The organism is Hydrogenophaga sedimenti (assembly GCF_051857515.1).
Lineage (GTDB): Bacteria > Pseudomonadota > Gammaproteobacteria > Burkholderiales > Burkholderiaceae_C > Hydrogenophaga.
In genome coordinates, this window is sequence record NZ_JBPZHA010000007.1 from 72961 (window position 1) to 93159 (window position 20199).

The 20199-nt window shown below is 61.7% G+C and carries 15 protein-coding genes; 6 read left to right on the top strand and 9 right to left on the bottom strand.

The window, feature by feature from the left end; translation table 11 throughout:
* Positions 1 to 72: 72 nt before the first annotated feature.
* Together galE and ACS5NL_RS13120 are read right to left on the bottom strand one after the other, a co-directional pair.
* On the bottom strand, positions 73 to 1095 hold the full coding sequence (galE, locus tag ACS5NL_RS13115) for a UDP-glucose 4-epimerase GalE (protein WP_439354279.1): 1023 nt from the start codon (positions 1093 to 1095) through the stop codon (positions 73 to 75).
* A 129-nt stretch (positions 1096 to 1224) separates the two neighbouring features.
* The gene (locus ACS5NL_RS13120; RefSeq protein ID WP_439354281.1) at positions 1225 to 4242 is read right to left on the bottom strand and encodes a sensor domain-containing protein; all 3018 of its coding nucleotides are present in this window, start codon (positions 4240 to 4242) and stop codon (positions 1225 to 1227) included.
* A gap of 247 nt (positions 4243 to 4489) precedes the next feature.
* On the opposite strand from ACS5NL_RS13120, the gene ACS5NL_RS13125 reads away from it, so the two are divergent.
* Both ACS5NL_RS13125 and ACS5NL_RS13130 read left to right on the top strand, forming a co-directional pair.
* The gene (locus ACS5NL_RS13125) at positions 4490 to 4798 is read left to right on the top strand and encodes an RNA recognition motif domain-containing protein (RefSeq protein WP_439354283.1); all 309 of its coding nucleotides are present in this window, start codon (positions 4490 to 4492) and stop codon (positions 4796 to 4798) included.
* Between the two features lie 263 nt (positions 4799 to 5061).
* Positions 5062 to 7530 carry an AMP-binding protein gene (locus ACS5NL_RS13130; protein WP_439354285.1) on the top strand — a complete coding sequence of 823 codons (2469 nt, stop codon included), beginning with the start codon at positions 5062 to 5064 and terminating at the stop codon, positions 7528 to 7530.
* A 32-nt stretch (positions 7531 to 7562) separates the two neighbouring features.
* On the opposite strand, the gene ACS5NL_RS13135 is transcribed toward ACS5NL_RS13130, so the two are convergent.
* The 7 genes from ACS5NL_RS13135 to ACS5NL_RS13165 all read right to left on the bottom strand — a co-directional run bounded on the left by ACS5NL_RS13135 (position 7563) and on the right by ACS5NL_RS13165 (position 15940).
* Positions 7563 to 8633 (bottom strand): acyltransferase family protein, encoded by a 1071-nt coding sequence (locus ACS5NL_RS13135; protein ID WP_439354286.1) that lies wholly within the window; start codon positions 8631 to 8633, stop codon positions 7563 to 7565.
* An 86-nt stretch (positions 8634 to 8719) separates the two neighbouring features.
* Positions 8720 to 10174 carry an oligosaccharide flippase family protein gene (locus ACS5NL_RS13140; protein WP_439354287.1) on the bottom strand — a complete coding sequence of 485 codons (1455 nt, stop codon included), beginning with the start codon at positions 10172 to 10174 and terminating at the stop codon, positions 8720 to 8722.
* Positions 10175 to 10206: 32 nt separating this feature from the next.
* Positions 10207 to 11718 (bottom strand): O-antigen ligase family protein, encoded by a 1512-nt coding sequence (locus tag ACS5NL_RS13145; protein ID WP_439354289.1) that lies wholly within the window; start codon positions 11716 to 11718, stop codon positions 10207 to 10209.
* A gap of 68 nt (positions 11719 to 11786) precedes the next feature.
* Entirely contained in the window at positions 11787 to 12647 is an 861-nt protein-coding gene (locus ACS5NL_RS13150) for a CpsD/CapB family tyrosine-protein kinase (RefSeq protein ID WP_439354290.1), read from the bottom strand.
* A 14-nt stretch (positions 12648 to 12661) separates the two neighbouring features.
* On the bottom strand, positions 12662 to 14263 hold the full coding sequence (locus ACS5NL_RS13155) for a GumC family protein (RefSeq protein WP_439354292.1): 1602 nt from the start codon (positions 14261 to 14263) through the stop codon (positions 12662 to 12664).
* Positions 14264 to 14276: 13 nt separating this feature from the next.
* Positions 14277 to 15377, bottom strand: a complete 1101-nt coding sequence (locus ACS5NL_RS13160; protein ID WP_439354294.1) for a hypothetical protein — start codon at positions 15375 to 15377, stop codon at positions 14277 to 14279.
* Between the two features lie 2 nt (positions 15378 to 15379).
* Positions 15380 to 15940, bottom strand: coding sequence for a polysaccharide biosynthesis/export family protein (locus ACS5NL_RS13165; protein ID WP_439354296.1), 561 nt, complete (start codon positions 15938 to 15940; stop codon positions 15380 to 15382).
* Between the two features lie 366 nt (positions 15941 to 16306).
* Here ACS5NL_RS13165 and ACS5NL_RS13170 point away from each other — a divergent pair, with 366 nt between their 5' ends.
* The 4 genes from ACS5NL_RS13170 (at position 16307) to ACS5NL_RS13185 (ending at position 20174) form a co-directional block, all read left to right on the top strand.
* Positions 16307 to 17272 (top strand): glycosyltransferase family 2 protein, encoded by a 966-nt coding sequence (locus ACS5NL_RS13170; RefSeq protein WP_439354298.1) that lies wholly within the window; start codon positions 16307 to 16309, stop codon positions 17270 to 17272.
* Between the two features lie 46 nt (positions 17273 to 17318).
* Positions 17319 to 18095, top strand: coding sequence for a WecB/TagA/CpsF family glycosyltransferase (locus ACS5NL_RS13175; protein WP_439354300.1), 777 nt, complete (start codon positions 17319 to 17321; stop codon positions 18093 to 18095).
* 75 nt (positions 18096 to 18170) lie between these two features.
* Positions 18171 to 19196, top strand: coding sequence for a glycosyltransferase family 2 protein (locus ACS5NL_RS13180; protein ID WP_439354301.1), 1026 nt, complete (start codon positions 18171 to 18173; stop codon positions 19194 to 19196).
* Positions 19197 to 19343: 147 nt separating this feature from the next.
* The gene (locus ACS5NL_RS13185; protein WP_439354303.1) at positions 19344 to 20174 is read left to right on the top strand and encodes an ExeA family protein; all 831 of its coding nucleotides are present in this window, start codon (positions 19344 to 19346) and stop codon (positions 20172 to 20174) included.
* Positions 20175 to 20199: the final 25 nt, after the last annotated feature.

Here is a 20199-nt window from a genome sequence, read left to right on the forward strand (position 1 = left end):
GCATCCATTCGATCAATCGTTCAACAACTCGGGAAACGCCCCCGCACACCGGTCCCAAGTGCGCGGGCGGGGTCAATCAGCGGGAGATCGACCGCCGGTCGAAAGGCGGCTCTGGAAACGCCAGGCACTGGAGCACATGTCTTCCAGCGCGCGCGTGGCTTTCCAGTTCAAGCCACGGGCGGCGGCCTGAACATCGGCGTACGAGCAAGCAACATCTCCTTCCCGCCTCGCCGTGATGCGGTAGGGCACGGTGTGGCCGGATTCCTTTTCAAATGCGCGAATCATTTCCAGCACGCTGAAACCCCTTCCGGTCCCCAAATTGAAGGCGTGCCAGCCGCTGTTCGACGACAGGAAATTCAGCGCCGCCAGATGGCCCTCGGCCAGATCCATGACATGAATGTAGTCCCGCACCCCGGTGCCATCGGGCGTCGGATAGTCCCCGCCAAAAACGTTCAGAACCTCCCGTTCACCCGAGGCCACCTGCACAACATAAGGCATCAGGTTGTTGGGCGTTCCTCTTGGATATTCCCCGATCAGTCCGCTGCCATGGGCTCCCACCGGATTGAAATAGCGGAGACAAACGACACCCAGCGATGGGCGGGAAGCGCTGATGTCCTGCAGCATGCCTTCGATGTGCAGCTTGCTGCGGCCGTAGGCGTTGATGACGCGTTGTGGATGGGCCTCGTCCACCGGTAGGTACTGGGGGTCGCCGTAGATCGTGGCGCTGCTGCTGAACACCAGCCTCGGGACAGACTCGGCCTCCATGGCCTGAAGCAGCCCCAGGGTGCCGCAGACGTTGTTCTGGTAGTACTTGAGCGGCAACTGCACCGATTCGCCCACGGACTTGAACCCGGCCAGATGAATGACGGAATCGATCTGGTGCCGGCGAATGACATCACGGACCAGTGCAACATCACCCACATCGCCCTGATAGAAGACCGGCAACTGGCCGGCGATGTCCGCAATCCGGCCAACCACATCCCGGTGGCTGTTCGACAAGTCATCGACGATAACCACCTCATGCCCCGCGGACATCAGTACCACAGCCACATGGCTTCCGATGTATCCGCAACCGCCCGTCAGCAAGACCTTCATATCAGTCAGCACCTATTCAAGACGTTGGAAAAACTGGCCCATCTGCACCGCCCTCCCCGCCACCAGCCTTGACCTGTTTTCAGGCGTCCATTGCAACGGGCGCCAGGCTCATCAGAACGGTCTGCGGCTTCATTGTGAGGCCTCTGCCCGGGCCCGACCCACCTCCGCCGCGGCGGGCAACGGATTGCGCAAGAAGGCTTCCAGCGCCTCGATGGGCAGCGCCGGCGCAAACAGATGCCCCTGGAACTGGTCGCACCCTTGTTCGGCCAGGAAGCTCAGCTGCTCCTGTGTTTCCACACCCTCGGCCACCACCTGCAAACTCAGACTCTGCGCCAGCGCGATGATGGCGCGCGAGATGGCCGCATCGTTGGGATCGGTCAGCACATCGGCCACAAAACCCTTGTCGATCTTCAGCTGGTCCAGCGGCAGGCGCTTGAGGCACGACAGCGACGAATAGCCCACGCCAAAGTCGTCCAGCGACAGGGTGACACCCAGTTCTTTGAGCATGCCCATCTTCTGGATGGTGATTTCCATGCGGTCGGCCAGCAGGCTTTCGGTCAGTTCAAGCTTGAGCTTGTGCGGGCCGATGCCGGTGCGCTGGATGGCCGCCATGACCATGTCGACAAAGTTCGGGTGGCGGAACTGGTACACGCTGACGTTCACGGCAATGCTCAGCTGTGCCGTCTGCTCCCCGTTGGCCCAGGCCGCCAGCTGCTCGCACGCGGTCTCCAGGACCCACATGCCCAGCGGCAGGATGAGACCGGTGTCTTCGGCCACCGGAATGAAGTCGGCCGGCCTGATCAGTCCCTTTTCGGGATGCTGCCAGCGCACCAGAGCCTCCACTCCCGTGATCACCCCCTGGCGATCGACCTGCGGCTGGTAGTGCACCACGAACTGCTTTTCGCGCAGCCCGGCGCGCAGCGCCAGACCCACGGCCGCATTGGCACTCACCGTGGCCTGCATGTCGGGGTCGAAATAGCACAGCGTGTTGCGGCCCAGGCCCTTGGCCTGGTACATCGCGAGGTCTGCCTGCTTCAGCAACTCGCTCACATCGCTCTGGTCGCCGCTGAACGCGGTGACACCGATGCTGGGCGTGGCGAAGTGCTGGTGCCCCACGATCTGAAACGGCTCACGCAACACGTTCAACACCTTTTCGGACAGCGCGCGCGACTTGCTGGCCGCTGCCTCGGCGTCGGTGCTGAGATCGTCCACCATCACCACAAACTCGTCTCCCCCCAGGCGCGCCACGGTGTCGGTCTTGCGTACGCAGTTCGTCAGGCGCAGTGCCACCTGGCGCAGCAACTGGTCGCCCACGTGGTGTCCCAGCGTGTCGTTGAGGATCTTGAAATTGTCGAGATCGATGAACATCAGCGCACCGTGCTGACCCGAGCGGGCGCTCTGGGAAATCGCCTTTTGCAGCCGATCCAGCAGCAGCTGGCGGTTGGGCAGATCGGTCAGCGGGTCGTAGAAGGCCAGGTGCCGGATCATGTCTTCCGCGTTCTTGCGCTGGGTGATGTCACGCCCCACGGCCACCCAGTGGGTGACCGCTTCGGCACTGGCCTGCGCCGAAACCACCTCCAGCTCGACCCAGAACGGCTTGCCGGTCTTGCGGTGCACCATGAGTTCGGTGCGTGCCTGCGGGGACTCGCGCAAGCGATTGGCCATTTCAAGCAGCTTGAAAGTGGCAGGGTCCTGCTCCAGCAGGAAGCGCGGGTGTTGCCCCAAGACCTCTTCACGCCGGTAGCCTGTCTGTTTTTCAAAGGCGTCGTTGACAAACACGATGCGCGTCTCGTCGTCCGGGCCGGCGCCCGCCTCGGCAATGACCACGATGTCGTTCAGCCGGGCCACGCTGGTCTCCAGCAACATCAGCTGCTCCTGGGCGCGCCGGCGCTCGGTGACGTCGCGGAAATACACCGCCAGCCCTTCGGCAAAGGGGTAGGCCCGCACTTCCAGCCATTTCCCCAGCGAAGGGAAAAAGTCCTCCAGCTCAACGCGCCGGTTGGTCTTGATCGCGAGCCCCAGCTGCTCCTTCAGCCGATGCGCCAGGTCGGCGTTGAAGTCTTGCCAGACCTCCTGACCCAGCAGCTCGGCCGTGGTTTTTTGCAGCAGCCGCTCGCTCTCCTGGTTCAGGTAGGTGAAGCAGTACTGCCGGTCGAGCGTGACGAAAGCCTCGGTGATGCTGGCCAGGGTCGTGGTCAGCCGCATTGCAAGGCGCAGGGTTTCCTGCTGCGCGTGCTTCTGCGCTGAAATGTCCTGCACCGCCCCCTGAATGCGCACGATGTTCCCGTGCGCATCGCGCACGGCATTGCCCACAGTGCGGACCCACTTGGGGCTCAGCCCCGGTACGTGCACCTGGATCTCTTCGTCGAACGCCTCGCCGGTCTGGGCACACCGTTCCAGCCGCTGACGGATGCCGGTGCGCCATTCCGGCGTGTAGCGCCGCACCATGGCCGCCAGGTCGGGAACCGATTCGCCGGGCTTGAGGCCCAGGATGCTGCCGTACTCTTCGGAGTGCTGTATCTGCCCGGTGCTGATGTTGACCGACCAGCTGCCCACACCGGCCGTGTGCTCGGTCAGGTTCAAGCGGCTTTCGCTTTCATGCAGCGCCTTGCCAAGACGTTCTTCCCTGCCCTGCGTCAGGTGCGCCGACCGCTGGTGCTGGCGGAGCAAGTCCTGAAGCTGCACGGCATGGGCCAACAGGACCTGCAAACCGGGCAGGCATGCCGCCAGTTCGTCGGGGCTGCGCGGCGCGGCATCCAGCAGCGCCAGCCAACAAGGGTTTCGCTCGTCGCTGGATGCCAGCGGGAGCACCAGGCAGAACCGGACCTGCAGAGCACTCACCAGCGGGTCCATCCGGAAATCGGGGTGCTCTGCCGCGTCGGCCAGGTGTCCGTTCAGCCCGGTGTCCGCGGCCACTTTTGCACACAGCGCCAGGGCGGCAGCCTGCCGGTCGATGGACAAACCGCTGGTGCCCATGGCAAACGGGCCGTCGGGCCGCAGTTCGATCAGAAGGGCCGCCGATGTCCTGGCCAGGTGGGTCGCCAGCCGCGTCAGCTGTGTCCACTGCAGGCCGGGAGACGCCGCGTGCGCGAGGTCGGGCGAGGTGACTGCTTCGTCGGATTGGATCGCATGGAGTCCTTGTTGCATGTCGCGCCCGCCTTCGTCAGTGTTTTTTGAAGCATACCCCTGCACATCGGAAGCCGTCGGGGGCGCAAAGTGCTCCGCTGGCCTGGCCTGGCGCTGACCCGCAGGTGAATACCTCATTTAGGGGAGGGAATGTGTAACATAGTTGTAGCAAGTTGTAGCAGCTGTATTACCATCAACTCATCAGTGATTCTTCCCATTCCAGCCGCCTGCCGCTTGGCATGCAGGCCCGTCCATCAAAGGAGTGAACGTGAGCACACTTGCAGAACTCCGGCAGCACAGCGACGTGACCAGCCTGAAATCCGCCTTGCATGAGTTGTGTGGCCAGTTTGGACGTATCGCCCGGCTGGACATCCTCACGGCAATGCACGAGGGCACCAAACAAGCCATCTGCTTCATGCGCATGGAGCGACCCGAGCAGGAGCAGCAGCTCATGAAGACCCTGGGCGTTGGTCGTTTCGGCGGCGAGGTGGTGTTTGTGCTGGATCTCGACGTGCCGATGACCACTGAAGACCAAGGCCCCTCGTCCCAGTGGGCGGACTCTGATTTCTTCGAGTAACCCCCTCCCCTCGGCTGAAACTCGGAAGCCCCCCGGAACCTGAGCCGGCCACTGTAGAGAGGTCCCGCGCCGAAGTCTCTACATGAAGAAGTCCAGATTCAGTGACGGCCGGATGACCGCCACCCGCAAGGCGGTCGCGGCGGACACCATCGATCGCCCCAGGTCTGTGCGGCCTTGGGCATCCCCTGCATCGCGTTTTGGCACCCACCCAATTCCCGAAAGGGTTCAGGACCCTCCGGCTGGGTCCAGAATCCGTTGTCGCGTTGCAGTTCAACGAACTTAAGGTGCTGAAGATGCAAGACTCTAGGCTTCGTGCAACCGGTCTGATCCGCCGCAATTCGCGTTCCTATGTCGAACACGTCTTTGCTCTCAACGAGCAGCGCCGGCCCCTGGTCGGTTTCCAGGATGAAGATGCGGCCAAAGAGCCGGTCGGCATCACCATCGAGCAGTGCATCGTTCCGGAGGCGGGTGGTGGATGGTTCACGGAACACCATGCGCTGATCCGCGACGATCTCCCGGCACAGGTGACCTTCACCTCGGGGACCGAAGGCAAGCCAAAGGGAATCATCCTCACCTATGCCAATCTCGCCGATGCCGCGGAGCGGCTCATCGCCGAGATGGATCTGACACCGGAGGTGCGGGAATACGTTGGCATCCCGGTCACACACAGCTTCGGCATGGCCCGCATCCGCGTCGTCAGCGCGGTGGGTGGGCAGTCCTACATCCCGCCGCGTGGATTTGACCCCCTTGAGCTGGCGCGAATGCTTGAGGCCGGTGAAGTCAACTCGCTTTCTGCTGTCCCTACCCTGCTGCGGATTCTGCTGCAGAAGCCCGAAGCCATCGGAGACGCGGGCAGGAAGCTGCGCTGGATGGAGATCGGCTCCCAGTACATGGGGGCCGACGAGAAGCGCAGGATCCGGGCGCTCTTTCCCAATGCCCGGATCGTCCAGCACTATGGCCTGACAGAAGCCTCTCGCACCACCTTCCTGCAGATCTCGGGTGCCCCCGACGAACTGCTCGAGTCCGTGGGCCGCGCGGTCGGCAAGACCGAAGTGGGCATCTCTCCAGAGGGCCGCATCAGGATCCGGGGCCCGCATGTTGCGCAATGGCGCATCGACGGAGACCGGGTGCAGCAGCTGACCGATCCGGAAGGCTGGCTGGTGACCAGTGACCTGGGCCATCTGACGGACGGCTATCTCTACTACGACGGCCGCGCGGACGATCTGATCAATACCGGCGGCGTGAAGATCAACCCGGACATCCTGGGCGAGCAGGTCAGTCGACACCTCTTGCGAGGCGAGAAGGTTGTCGTGGCCAAGGTTCCGGATGCGCTTCGGGGAGAAGGTGTTCTGGTGGTGGCGGAGTCGCCGGACCTGGACCTGGCAAGTCTGCGGAAAGCGTCGACCGATGCGCTGAAGATGCTGGGCCTGGATGTCGGGGACGCCCTGCACGTGAAGGCCATGCCGTCGATTCCCCAGACCGCCACGGGAAAGCCGTTGCGACGGCTGCTCACCGAGGAATTCGTTCTTGCGCGCGAAGCCGCGCGCGCGACACCGGACAAGGTCAAGGGAAACAGCGAACCGGTGGCAAACGATGTCCTGGGGTTCTTCCAGCAGTTCTTCCCCGGGCGCAAGATCGGTACAGACTCAAGCTTCGATGCCCTCGGCGGAGACTCGCTGGGCTACATCCAGTTTTCCATGGGATACGAGGACCGCTTCGGACCCTTGCCCAGCGGATGGGAGTCGCTGACCGTCGCGCAATTGCAGCGCAGTATTCCGGAAACCGAAAAGAAATCCCTGGTCCGCCTGGAATCCGCGACATTGACGCGCGCATTCTTCATGGTCTGCATCCTGGCCCTGCATCTGGACACCTTTGTCTACAGCAACAACTGGGGCGCCGCGTATTTCCTCTTTCTGCTGGCTGGCTACAGCTTCATGCGCTTTCAGTGGCCCGAGATCAGCCGCTCCGGAAAGGTTGGCGCCGTGTTCGGCACCATCTCGCGGATCGCCGTGCCCACGGTGCTGGTGGTCGTGGCCATGCAACTCTGGGCGCATGAAAACGAGCTGAAGCCCCTCCTCCTGATTTCAAACCTGTTTGACCCTGGGCAGTACCACGTCGCCTATTTCTATTTCGCCGAGATATACATGCAACTGCTGCTGGTGGTCGCTGTCCTGTTTTCGTTCGAGGCGGTGCGAAACGCATTCAGAAAGAGCCCCCTGGTCAGCGGGACCGTTCTGCTGATTCTTGCGATGGCATTCAGCTACGTGTTTGAAAAGTTCTGGGACACCAACTACCTCTTCCATCGCACACCGGTCTGGTACTTGTGGACGGTTGCCTGCGGGATGCTCATTGCCAGCGCGGCTCTCAGAGACCTGCCCACCCGTCTCGCGGTGATGGCGATTGTGGGCACCGCGGTGGTGCTGCACCACGGGTTTACCTCTGCCTCCTACTACATTTGCGCCGGCTGCGCCCTGTTGCTGTTCTGGCAGGAAATTTCGGTCCCGGTTCCCGTCAAAAGGGTGGTTGGCGAAATTGCCGGGGCATCCATGTTCATGTACCTCAGCCACTACCAGGTCAAATCGATCGTCCTGCGCATGTTTCACGCCCCGATGCCATGGGTGGCACTGTTCGTGGCCATGGCCGTTGGCATCGGTTTTGCGCGAACCTACTATTGGGCCGAAAACCAGGCATTGGCCTTCGGCAAAAAGAATGGCTGGTGGGGCCGGCAGTAGCAACTGCCTGGCTTCATAAGAGTCCGGACAGATCAGGCCACGGAAGCGCGCTGTCGTGCGCCCGGGCGGGCAAATGCCGCCTTGATGCGCGTGCGCAGGGGCCTTTCGACCCACACAAACGCCACCAGCGACACCAGGACCAGCAGGGCGAAATAGGACCAGAACGTTGCCTCGACGCCCCAGTGAAACCGCGCGGCCAATGGCGCATGCACGATGCCGACCGGAAACTGCAGGATGTAGACGCCATAGCTGGCTTCGCCCAACAGCACGAGCGGGCGCGTGGACATCAGCCGCGACAACCGGGCCTCCTTCGCGGCCCCCAATCCCCACAGCAGCAACAAATACAGCGGCGCCAGCAAGCCATTGTGATGAAACCGCAGGATGGGACTGGGCCAGAAGAACAGGAGCGACAGGCCGAGCACCGAGGCGGCCACGAACGGCATCGCGATGCGCGCGAACACCTGCCGGTGGGCATCGAAAAGCAGTCCCCCAATGACGCCGACCACGAACGTCGCCACATGGGTCAGCGGGCTGTAGGCAGTGAATTCGTGCCCGGCCGACAGGGACTGAAGGTTCTGGCTGTTCATCAACGCGACGTGCAACGTCAGGTTGGTCACCCAGACGACCAGCATGACCACCACGAGCATGGAGGAATGCCGTATGTTCTTCAGCGTCCTGAGCAGCCAGGGGAAACACAGGTAGAAGAACACCTCCACCGACAGCGACCACCCGGGAGAATTGAGCGTCAATGCATATCCGGGCACCCAGGACTGCAGCAAGGTGGCATTGAGCAGCGCGGCGGTTCCATCCAGGGTGTGCTTGTAGATGGCGTAGGCCGCCACGACCAGCAGGGCCGCCCAATACAGTGGTGCAATCCTGGCAAACCGCGCCACATAAAAATCCCGCCTGTTCAACACGCCACGTGAACCGTAGACATGCGCGAGGATGAAACCGGACAGGACAAAGAAGAACGATACGGCGGTGTTCGCGTAAGGCCAGAAGGCACTTCCCCAGGACAGCGATGGCACCTCGCGACCGAAGTGAAAGATCACCACGGCAGATGCTGCGATGAAGCGCAGAAACGTGAGCTGTGAAATTTCCATCGACATACTCCCGTGTTGAATGCGTCACCGGCCTGCATCAACCAGCCAGATCAGATCCGCGCCCGAAGGCCCCCGAAGGGAGCAGGTCAGCGCCGTCTGATCAGCGGGTACAGCAATTTCAAAAGCAACGGCGCAAACAGCGCCGAAACCAGGATGCCCAGCACCGCCAGCTGCAGCACCGGATGCAGTTTGGCCATGGGCTCGAAGCGATACACCAGAAACAGGCCAAGCCCGGAGGAAACGATCAGCATCAGAAGCATGGCGCCTTCAATGCGAAGATTCTTCAGGCCCAGCTTCCACCCGAAGTAACGGGTCACAAATGCCGAGATCAGTTCGCTCACCGACACCGCCATGGTCGCAATGACGATGGTGCTGTCGAAACGCGACAGCAATGCAATCAGTCCCAGGAAAGACAGGACTTTCACGGCACTGACCAGGGCGAGCCACCTGGGCAATCCCTTGGCAAGAAAAGCGGAGCCATACAGGCCCCCGAGAATGTTGAACCAAACGCCAAGGGCCAGTATGGGCAAAAACACGGCGGCCTGCGAATAGCGGCTGTCGTAGGCCAGTGAGAAAAAGCTTTTTGCCCCGACGATCAGCAAGACGATCACGAAGGTCGACACGACCAACACGGGTTTCTTGGCCTTGTGAAAGGCTTCCGGGAGATCCATGCCGTCTTCGAGCATGCGCGTGTACCAGGGAAAGACGATGGCGGCCTGCAGACTGCCGACCAGGCTCGGAACCATCAACGCCAGGCCAGCCGCAATGGAATAGACCCCCACTTCGGACAGCGGATACAGGGCCGCAAACGCCAGGCGGTCGATTTGCATGGCCAGAAAGTACAGCAATGTGGACAGGAAGATCCATTTCCCGAAGGAGAAGATCGAGTGCACGGCGGCTGGCTCCAGCAGGAAGCGGGCAGGCGGTCCTGGCAAGAACCAATAGGTCAACACCGTGTGCAGCACAGACGACAGCACGACGGCGATCGCCAGCGCGTACACCGAACGCAGGTACCAGGCGAGCAACAGAAGCACTGTCGTGTGGACGATCGTCACCGCGATTTCAATGCGCGTGATCTGGGCCACATGCATGTGCCTGGCCGCGGTGAGGACGCGAGGAGACCTCAGCCCTTCGGTAAACGCCGTCAATGCGACCAGGGAAATCAACCACCGCAGCTCCAGCGCAGCAGGATCGTTGGCGCCATAGAACACCGCCATGGGCCAGGCCAGCAGCGCCGCGAGCAAGGCCAGAATGCCCCCCCGGATGACCTGCATGGTCCACGCCGTATCGAGAAAGTCGGGCTCGTCGCCACGTGGACTCTGTGTCACGTTCTGCTGAAGCCCGATGTCCGAGAACATCGCCAGACCGGTCATGACGGCCGTGACCAGCCCCATGAGGGCAAATGCCTCCTCAAACAGCAACCTGGCCAGCACGATGTTCATGCCAAGGCGGACCACCTGTCCGGACCCGAATGCGATCACGATCCAGGCCGTGCCCGAGCGGGCCTTCGCATTCAGCGCCGACCGGTTTTGTGCAGGCATGGTCGCAGTCGTTGGATGGGTCACGTTGATCCTCAAGAAACGGGTGTTTCTCTGGATGTGCGGGATTGCTCGCTCACCGAACCGGCATAGGCCACACAGAGGCCCAGCATCGCCCAGTACACCACGGGAACGGCCGAAATGCTGCTCACCGTGTAGATGATGAACATGATGGACAGCACGGTCGCGAACAGCGCGCGCCCCAGGAGCGCCACCCTTGAACCCTGCTTTCTGGCAATTCGCATGGCTTGACGCACCTGGTAGAGCGCGCACAGGAACGCGCCCAGAAACAACAGCAGACCGGTCATGCCGGAATACAGGGCCACACCGACATAGGTATTGACCAGATCGATGATTCCTTCGCCCTGCATCATGACTTGCAGCTCAGGAGCCTCCAGGTAATTGTTTGAACCCAGCAGCAGATGGCGTTCAATGACCGGCAAGGCGGACGTGAGCAGATTGGCACGGTATTCCACATTGCCCTGCTCCGCGGTACCGAAGATGGGCAGCATGTCGATCAGGAGTTGCCCGCTGGGAAGCTGGCTCAGGAGGAGAAATGCCACAACCACCCAGAAGCCCAGAGCAAACAGATGCTTGACGGGTTTGGGGCCTGTCACGATGTAGATGATCACCAGAAGCACCGCCCCCACCCACGGCCCACGCGACAGGGACGCGGTAATCCCCGCAATCAGGAGCGCTGCGCCCAGAAACCGGTAAAGGGGCCTGGAAAGAAACTCCTTAAGGTAGAAAAAGAAGCCCAGGGCGGTCACCAGAACATAGCCAAGAACAATGGAATTGCCGACAGATGCATTGGGCCTCAGCAGGCCGGACCGCATCAGGTAGCCGCCAAAAATGCCCTGGTTCACCCCGATGGCGCCGAGCACCGCCGAATACAGCTTCCAGGTGCGCAGCACTTCGAAGACCGCAACGATGGAAAGAATCATGGCGGCCATCAGGAAGCCTGCCATGGCGTGCTTCAGGCCTTCTTCGGAGCGAATGCTTCTGCTCGCCACGTAGTACGGCAGGAAGATGTCGACCCAGCGCGACAGGACCGAGCGCAAGCCGTCGGTGACATTGCCATCGCGAAACGCCAGCAAGGACATCAGCACAAGATAGCCCAGCACCATCCAGTCCACCGGCGAACTGCCCAGACGGATCGTGGTGCTGCGCTGCAAAAGAGACAGTGCAGCAGGCAGCAACAGGGCGACGCCCAGCAGACGGTAGTGGTTGATCACCCAGAGGTGGTCGATGACACCCAGGCCAGAAATCTCCGCCGGGGCGGGCGGCGCCACAAAAAGCAGAACAAAGTAGATGCCCATCAGATGGGCCTCACGGCGCCGATAGGCCAGCAGGATCACTGCCAGTATCAGGAAGTACAGCAGGATGCCGTGGGAGAGAAACAGGATGAGCGTCGCCACCATCCACAAGGCACGCCAGCGTTTGAACGTGTCCTCGCCCAGGATCGATGAAAAAGCCCCCCGGGCAGCATAGAAAAAGACGGTGCCGATGGCCATCAACACCAGCAGCGCCCGCAAATACTCAGCCATGACGGTCCGGCACCAGGCCCAGGTCAATGGTGGTCACAGTCATGAACCACGGCCAGTCAGGTGCATGACTAGTAGTAGGCGTTCTGGACCTGTGCTTCGTCCTTGTTCAGGACAACGCCCAGCAGATTGGCCTTCGAAAGGCGGTTCATGGCCTCTTCGACCTCGCTCTGGGTGGACATCCCGCTGCCGACAACCATCAGCACGCAATCGATGCGCGGCAGCACGGTCATCACGTCGTCCGCAGCCAGAACGGGCGGCAAGTCAAAGATGACGATGCGGTCAGCGTATCGCTCACGCAAATCGCCGATCAGGTTGCCCACTCTGGAAGAAGACAGCACCTCGGAGGCGCCGGTGACAGGCTGGTTGGTCGGCAGGACAACAAAACGCTCGATGCCCGGATTGACAAGGACTTCGTCCATGTCGACGCGCTCGCTCAGCAGGTCGTTCAGCGACAGGGACCGGTTCAATCCGAGGGAACGGGCAACGCTCGGGCGGCGCAAATCGAAATCCACCAGCAGCGCCGTCCGGTTGGTCAGTTGCGCGATGCTGATGGCCAGGTTGATGGACACCACGGTCTTGCCCGATTCGACGCTCGGTGAGGTGATGGCCAGTGTCCGCCAGCCGTTTTCGTCCATCTTCTGCAGCACCTGGGTGCGCAGCACGTCAAACGCCCAGCTGTCCGGGTGGGACTTCTGATGCGCAATGATCCGGTGGCGCTCCAGGTGGATCGCGTCCAGCGATACCACCGCCGTCTTCGAATACTGCATGGAGCCGAGGTCATCGCCGGCAACTTCGCGCCTGACCGCCGCCTTGTGATCACCTCCCGAGACGCCCGAGTCACTGCTGTCGCGCAAGCGTGGCGCATCGGACCTGCTCGAATCACTTTCAGCCGCCTTGGCTTTCTCAATCGCGAGCTTGATGCGTTCCATTTGCCAAGTTGCCCTTAGTCCAGACGGGAGAACAATGAAATCAGCAAGGTGTGCAGCGGCACAACCAAGGTATGGATCAGGACCAGACCGAGCAGCGCCAAGCCTGCCAACAGACCAATGACCTGCGTGCGCAGCAATTGCGCCGAGCGGAGTTCGCTGGCGGTGGTGATGTACGGAATGACCACCATGGGTCGCTGACCGGTGAGCGCAGTCAACGAGTTGACTCCCCGCACGCGGGCAAAAATCACTTCAAGCAGCACCACGAGGCCCACCGCCGCCGCCAGCGCCAGGAAAAACCCGAGGGCAACAACCTTCTTGCGGCTTGGCTTGATCGGGTATTCCGGCATCAGGGGTGGCTCCAGCAAGGTGAAGCGCTCGCCTTGCTGCCCACCTTCCAGGTTCTGGACGATCTGCGCCGACATCTGCTTGGAGCGCAGATCCTCGTACTTTGCTTTCGCCGCATCGTGATCGCGCTGAAGCGCGGCCAGGTCGCGCTCCACCTGCGGAGCGCGCGTCACCTTGGTGCGCTGAAGGTTGATGGCATTGCGCAGGCTCGACTGTTGACTGGCCAGCAAATCGGCACGTGCGCGCGCTGTGCCAAGTTGCGCCTCCAGACGGGAAACCGCCAGCTTTGCCTGGGCCGCGGCTGCCTCGCGCGCGGGGCTGCTGACCGAGGACTCCGACCGCAAAGACCGTTCGAGCAGTTCGATCTTGCGTCGCTGTGCCAGCACATCCGGATGGTCTTCCGTGTATGTCCCCCGAATGCGCGCCAGCTCGGACCGCGCCCGCTCCAGGTCCTGTTCCGCGACGCTGGGGCCCGGTGTGGTCACCGTGCCGGGCAGCAGGACACCCGCGCGAGCGCCCGCCAGCTCGACGGTCAGGGTCTGCACCTGATCCAGCGCCTGGCGGTGGTCCCTCTCGGCCGCCCGAAGATCACTCTCGAGCGTTTGAATGCTTGCCAGCGCCACCGCCTGCCCGTCTTCCGTTGCGCTGCCTTGTGTCCGCTTGTATGTCTCGATGCGACGCTCCAGATCCTCCAGCTGGGACTTGACGCGATCGGCCTCCTGGCTCAGGAACTCATTGGCCCGGGACGCCTGCTGCATCCGTTCCCGGACACTGCTTTCCAGGAACAGCTGGAGCAACGCACTGGTCACTTCCAGCGCCTTCTTGGGTTCGCCATGCTGAAAAGACACGTTGAACGCAAAGTTGCTGGTTGGCCGTTCTCCGTTTGGCAGATTTCCACTCTGCACTTGCACGTCAATGCTCGCCCGCATCGCGTTTGCCACATCGGTGTCCTTGAGCACGACGCCGGGCTTCGGATCAAACACCTGATGTTCCGCAGCGATGCGCAAGAGGCTCTCCCGCGTCATGATGCGCTGGCTCAAGGCTTGAACCCGCTGTTCGGCGTTGCCGGGCAAGGCAGAGTTCACCACCTCGCCTGAGACATGCGGCCCCTCCACCAGCAAGGTTCCCGTCGACTGGTACACCCTGGGCAAGAGCATCGCCACCACCACAGAGGCCGCCAGGACAGCACCGAAAGTCAGGGCCATCACCAGCGCCCGGCGCCGGGCGATGGACAGGTAATCCCGGAGGCTAAGTTGGTAGTCGGCCGACATGCGTGTGTAGGTTTTAGAAGTTGGGGTGGGCGTACACGAGACCCACGGCCACCGAATTTCCTCGCGCAGTGGGGCCGCCGAAAGGCATGGCCCGCCTTTGCTCCAGACCCATGGTGAATGTCCAGAACCGGGTCAGTTCCGACCGGATCCGGGCATACGCAGTGGTCCCGACATCCCGGTCCGTCTCCAGCGACTGGGCGCGGTTGAATCCGAGGGAAAGAGACGTGCTGGCGGTGAACGGATATGTCAAGGAGGCTTCGAAATCCTGAGACCGCATATAGCCTCCCAGCGAGGCTCCTGTGCTGACATCCCTGGACCAGGCCACCTGATAGTTGATCCGTTCTCCCCGGTAGGTAAGACGCAAGCCACCAACAGGCACGGTCTTCTTGCGCGGAGCGGTGGAGCGAACAGCGCCAGCGGTCGCATTCAGTGAAAGACCGTCCCTGATGTCCGTTTCATAGCCCACGCCAAGCTGTCTGCGCGACGCGCCCTCGCCGCCCCCGTCGGGATTCAGGCGTGCAGCGCTCGCAAAGAGCGAATAGCGGGAACTGGCACTCGCTTCGATGCGATAAAGCGCCGACGCGAGCGTTTCCGCGTAGTCGACAAGCAATGGCCTGTCGTAGCTCAGGCGGGCATGCGACGCCGCCAGTTCCAGAGACGACCCCGCCGTCAGGTTGCGGGTCCATGTGCCTCGGAGGGTCGCAGTCCGCTGCGTGCTGTCCTGCGTCACTCTCCCGAATTCGGCGAATTCGGTCTCCCGGGTCGACGCCTCCTCCAGCGATGCACGCAACGCAACGACATCCACCGGACTGGAATTTTCCCAGAGCAGACCAACACTGGGCAGAGAGCGACTGGCACTCAGATCGGTATTTCCCGACCGTTCGATCATGCCTCCAAGAGACAGTTCGGTGCGCGAGTTACCCTGAACGCTCTGGAATGTGTATTGGGGATGGAGTCGATACAGCATGACGCTGCCACGGCTTTCTGCGGCCAGGTCAGGATTGCTGACCCTGACGATTTCCACAGGCACGGTCAGCGCGTTTTGCGCCATTGCCGGCAGCCAGACAAATGCCTGACAAGCAAGCACCAGACAGGGATTGGGCAGGGATTTCATGATCAAGGCACCAGAATGGTGTCGCCGGGCATGAGGACCACGTTGGTGTCGAGCTGGTTGCCCTTGACCAGGTCATCGTACCGGACCGGAAGGATGCGGTTGCCTTGCGGCGAGTGACGCAATACCCGGATCGAATTGCCGTCGGCGAAGCGGTCCAGACCGCCCACCTGACTGAGCATTTGCAGAACCGTGGTCTCTGGCGAAACGAGGGCAACAGCACCGGGGCGAATCACTTTGCCCAGCACATACACCTGATTGCCGTCCGCGGCCGTGATCGCCACGGTCACGACAGGATCGGGCAGGTATTTCTTGAGTTTTGCCGCCACGCGGGCCTCGACCTCCGGCGTGCTCAACCCCACCACCTCGACACGCCCGGCCAGCGGGAAGGTAATGCTGCCGTCCGGCAGCACACGCACCTGCATTCTCAAGGCATCGTCTCGCCAGACAGACACCATCAGGGAATCGCCGTGCCGCAGCTTGTAGGCGGACTCCGTTTGTGCAAGCACCGGCCCAACGACCGCCGCCAACAGAAACGCCAGGATGAAGCGCGAAAAAATAGACATGGTCAGCCTCCAAAGACTAGCGCCGTCACAAATACTGTCCGCGAATCGAGCGTTGGCAGCATCCCTTCCCCGATGAAGCCAAGTTTCATTTTTTTACAAAACACATCTTACGCCAAGCATACTTTTTATTTCACCACGACGTCCATCCGGTTGGGGATGCATGCATGCCATATTGACACACATAGTGGCGCCGTACGGCCGCCACATCCGGCGGCCCGATCTTGCCCCGGACTGTTGAACCAACGCGCCAAGGAAGAGCATGTCAGAATGTTTGCAATGCTGTGGGTCCTTCGGACTTGGCTGCGGGGAAGACGGCACAGGGTGCTCTGGCGCGTTGCTTGCCACTCTATCGAGGAACTGCTTCGCATGCACGACAACAAGCTGGGTGTGGTGGTGATCGGGCGCAATGAGGGCGACCGCCTGCGGCGCTGCCTGATGTCGCTCCTGCCCGCTGTGCCGGCCACGGTCTATGTGGACTCAGGCTCCAGCGACGGATCCAATCACATGGCGGCAGAGATGGGCGCCGAAGTGGTCGATCTGGATCTTTCGCGGCCCTTCACCGCTGCACGGGCCCGGAACGAGGGCCTCCGGCGGCTGCTGCAGCGACACCCGGATGTCGACTTTGTGCAGTTCGTGGATGGAGACTGCGAGGTCGTCCAGGGCTGGCTGGCGGCAGCCAGCAGGTTTCTCCAGGATCACCCCTCCCATGCCGTGGTGTGCGGCCGACGCCGGGAGCGGTATCCCGAACGCTCCATCTACAACGGACTGTGCGACGAGGAATGGAACACGCCGATCGGCGATGCCCTGACCTGCGGTGGTGACGCGATGATGAGAGCCTCGGCACTGCAGGCCGTGCATGGCTACCGGGACAGCATGATCGCGGGCGAAGAGCCCGAGCTGTGTCTTCGCCTGCGCCAGAAGGGCTGGCGCATTCATCGGCTGGACCACGAGATGACTTTGCATGATGCCGCCATGACCCGTTTCGGCCAGTGGTGGAAACGCACCATGCGATCGGGTCACGCCTATGCGGCCGGCGCCTGGCTTCACGGCGCCTCGCCCGAACGCCACTGGGTCCACGAAACGCGCCGGTCCTGGTTCTGGGGGATTCTGCTGCCGCTGTCGATTGGCATTGCCATGGTCGTGTTCGGCCCCTGGGCCGCACTCCTGGCGCTGGCCTATCCCCTGCAATGGCTGCGCCTGGCCTGGCGCAGTGGATCGGCCCGATCCAGCGCGTTCCTGGTCATTGGCAAGTTTGCCGAGGGCTTGGGTGCGCTGAAATTCCACAGTACCCGTCTTCGGGGCGTGGCCGGCACCATCATTGAATACAAATAAGTCGCTCAAATCCTCCACCCGTGCATTGCCTCACCGGATCCCGAACGTGAATGACCACTGCATCCTGTGCGGGCTGCCGATTTCCCGCGCAACCATCAAGCAGACGCTGGACGGCCTCCTGGACCGCATTGCCCGGGGAGAAGGGGCATGGCTGCTCACGCTCAACACCGAGATGCTCGCCCGCTTCACGCGAGATCCCGGCTATTGGGATCTGGTCGTCCGAGCCGACATCATCACCGCGGACGGAATGCCCCTGGTCTGGGCCTCCAGGTTCCGGGGCGGCAACCGGGCCATCCCGGAGCGGACCACCGGCGTCGACCTGGTCGATGCCTTTCTGCTCCTGCCCCGGTTACCCGCCTACGCCATCATTGGGGGAGTGAACCCGGCCGCCACGGTGGCGCGCTACGGCGACGCTGCACAGCAGGCCTGCCGTTACCTGTTCAACGGAAAAGTCGACCTGAGCGATGAACAGGTGCGCGCGTTCGTGGGTGCGTTGCGCGAGCGGCAGGTGCGCTGGGTATTCCTGGCGCTGAACGTTCCGCGGGGGGACCAGCTGGCGTTCAAGCTCAAGTCCCTGATGCCCGAACTGGTCGTCACGCCTGTGGGCGGAAGTTTTGAAATTCTCGGGCCCCGGGGCGGTCGGGCACCGAAATGGATGCGAAGAATGGGGATGGAGTGGCTGTTCCGGCTCATGAAGGAACCCAGCCGCCTGTGGAGACGGTACATCCTTCACTACCCGGCGGGCATCGGCCTTCTGCTCCGCGACAGCTTCAGACCCTGGTCCGGCCCCCCACCGGACCAACGGTCCTACGGAAAAAAATAGCCGGAGCGCATGTCTCATGGCGGAAATATTCGTTCACTGGCAAACTGACACCATGCCGTCTCCACAGGAAACCAAGTGACACGCGTCGATATCGGGGTTTTCGCGCACAACGAAGCAAAGGGCATTGTCAGGACGCTCAGCGGGTTGATGCGTCAGGACGTCACAGGCCTGGATGCCCGGCTATTGGTGCTCGCCAATGGCTGCAACGACGACACCGTCCAGCTGGCGCGCGCATTTGCGCAATCGGCCGAAGGCACATCCCCTCACATCAGAATAGAGGTGGTGGATCTCACGCTGGGGGGGAAATCCAGAACCTGGAACAGCTATGTGCATGAATTGAGCCGGCAAGACGCCGATGTGCTGATTTTCACGGATGCCGACATTGAACTGCCCGAGACCGACAGCCTGCTTCGCCTGGTGCGCGGATTGACCGCCAATCCCAGACTGCATGCATTCAATTCGCACCCGATCAAGGACATTGTCTACCGCCCCGAAAACCTCAGCGCGATGGACAAGGTCATCGCCATGAGCAGCGAAACACTCAACGACTGGAAAACCGCCATCTGCGGCTCCTTGTACGCCATGCCTTCGGCCAGGGCTCGGCGGCTGCATCTGCCCATTGGACTGGCGGTCGAAGATGGTTTTCTGCGTGCGATGATTCTCACCGATGCGATGACCAGGGAAGAGGATTTTTCCCGGATTGACGGCGGAGATGTCTTCCACATATTTGCTTCCGAGCGCTCCGTGCCGGCATTGATCCGGCACCAGACCCGGATTGTCATTGGCTCGGCCATCAATGCCGCAGCATTTGAAGCCCTGCACAGACTTCCGGCAGATCAGCGCCACGAGGAATTGGCGAGAGCCGCCGGCCGGGACAACTGGCTCAACGAAACGATTCGTTCCCAGTTGCCGCGGTGGCCATCCGGGTGGATTCCATTGCATTATTTGACGAAACGCATCGGATTCATTGCCCAGCAACCCAGGAAAATCTTTCATCCGCGGCACATCATTGTGCTGATGGTGGGTTTTGTGTTTGATCTTGTGGTCTATGTCAACGCTCAGATCAAAATGACCGTCGGCATCGGGGCGGGACACTGGTAGATCCCAGTTCCAGTCAGGGATTTTTCCTGCAGCAATCCGGATGCGATTCCGCTTTCATTTTTCAAGGTAACCTGAAGCGTGTACGAGTCCTTTTACGGCCTTCGCGAGAAGCCCTTTTCCATCCAGCCCGACCCTGCTTTCCTTTTCATGGGCAAGCGCCATTCGCTGGCTTACACGATGCTGGAGTACGCGATCCGCAGCCGGGCAGGTTTCACGGTCATTTGCGGCGACATCGGCTGCGGAAAGACGACCCTGATCCGCCGGCTGCTCAACGAACTGCACGACGAGGTCAAGGTGGGCCTGGTGACCAACACCCACCCCGCGCTGGCCGATCTGACCGAGTGGATCATGCTGGCATTCGACCTGCCCTACGACGGCCTTTCCCCCGTCGCCCGGTACGATGCCTTCCAGCGCTTCCTGATCCGCGAGTACGGCAAGAAACACCGGGTCGTCCTCATCGTCGACGAGGCCCAGAATCTCAGCCCCGCGGCGATGGAGTCGCTGCGCATGCTCTCCAACATCAACGCCGACAAAGACCAGTTGCTGCAGGTCGTGCTGGTCGGTCAGCCCCAGTTGCGCGACCTGCTCAGGCGACCGGAACTGCAGCAGTTCGCCCAGCGGGTGGCGGCCGATTTCTTCATTCCCCCGTTGAATACGGTGGAGGTTGGCGACTACATCGAGCATCGACTGAAAGTGGCCGGGCGGGAACGGAAGCTGTTCACGCCCTACGCCTCGGCCAAGATCGCCAAGGCATCCCATGGCATTCCCCGCAGCATCAACATCCTGTGCGACATGGCGCTGGTCTACGGTTTTGCCGCCGAAGCGCCCGTGATCGACGTCGAACTGGTCGACGAAGTCCTGCACGACCGCAGTGCATACGGCGTGCTGGGCGACATCAATTTCCACACCTTGCCTCCCACAGACCACATATCCGAAAAAGGTGTCGCTTCCACGCCAGAAGATCCCCCAAAAGTGTGATCTCGCTCACGTGAAGTAACAAAAT

Bases quoted from the DNA above. Each gene is read 5' to 3' on its own strand.
- ACS5NL_RS13155 (WP_439354292.1), bottom strand. From the start codon at position 14,263: ATGTCGGCCGACTACCAACTTAGCCTCCGGGATTACCTGTCCATCGCC.
- ACS5NL_RS13170 (WP_439354298.1), top strand. From the start codon at position 16,307: ATGCACGACAACAAGCTGGGTGTGGTGGTGATCGGGCGCAATGAGGGC.
- ACS5NL_RS13160 (WP_439354294.1), bottom strand. From the start codon at position 15,377: ATGAAATCCCTGCCCAATCCCTGTCTGGTGCTTGCTTGTCAGGCATTT.
- galE (WP_439354279.1), bottom strand. From the start codon at position 1,095: ATGAAGGTCTTGCTGACGGGCGGTTGCGGATACATCGGAAGCCATGTG.
- ACS5NL_RS13120 (WP_439354281.1), bottom strand. From the start codon at position 4,242: ATGCAACAAGGACTCCATGCGATCCAATCCGACGAAGCAGTCACCTCG.
- ACS5NL_RS13165 (WP_439354296.1), bottom strand. From the start codon at position 15,940: ATGTCTATTTTTTCGCGCTTCATCCTGGCGTTTCTGTTGGCGGCGGTC.
- ACS5NL_RS13145 (WP_439354289.1), bottom strand. From the start codon at position 11,718: ATGGCTGAGTATTTGCGGGCGCTGCTGGTGTTGATGGCCATCGGCACC.
- ACS5NL_RS13140 (WP_439354287.1), bottom strand. From the start codon at position 10,174: ATGCCTGCACAAAACCGGTCGGCGCTGAATGCGAAGGCCCGCTCGGGC.
- ACS5NL_RS13185 (WP_439354303.1), top strand. From the start codon at position 19,344: ATGGGCAAGCGCCATTCGCTGGCTTACACGATGCTGGAGTACGCGATC.
- ACS5NL_RS13135 (WP_439354286.1), bottom strand. From the start codon at position 8,633: ATGGAAATTTCACAGCTCACGTTTCTGCGCTTCATCGCAGCATCTGCC.
- ACS5NL_RS13150 (WP_439354290.1), bottom strand. From the start codon at position 12,647: ATGGAACGCATCAAGCTCGCGATTGAGAAAGCCAAGGCGGCTGAAAGT.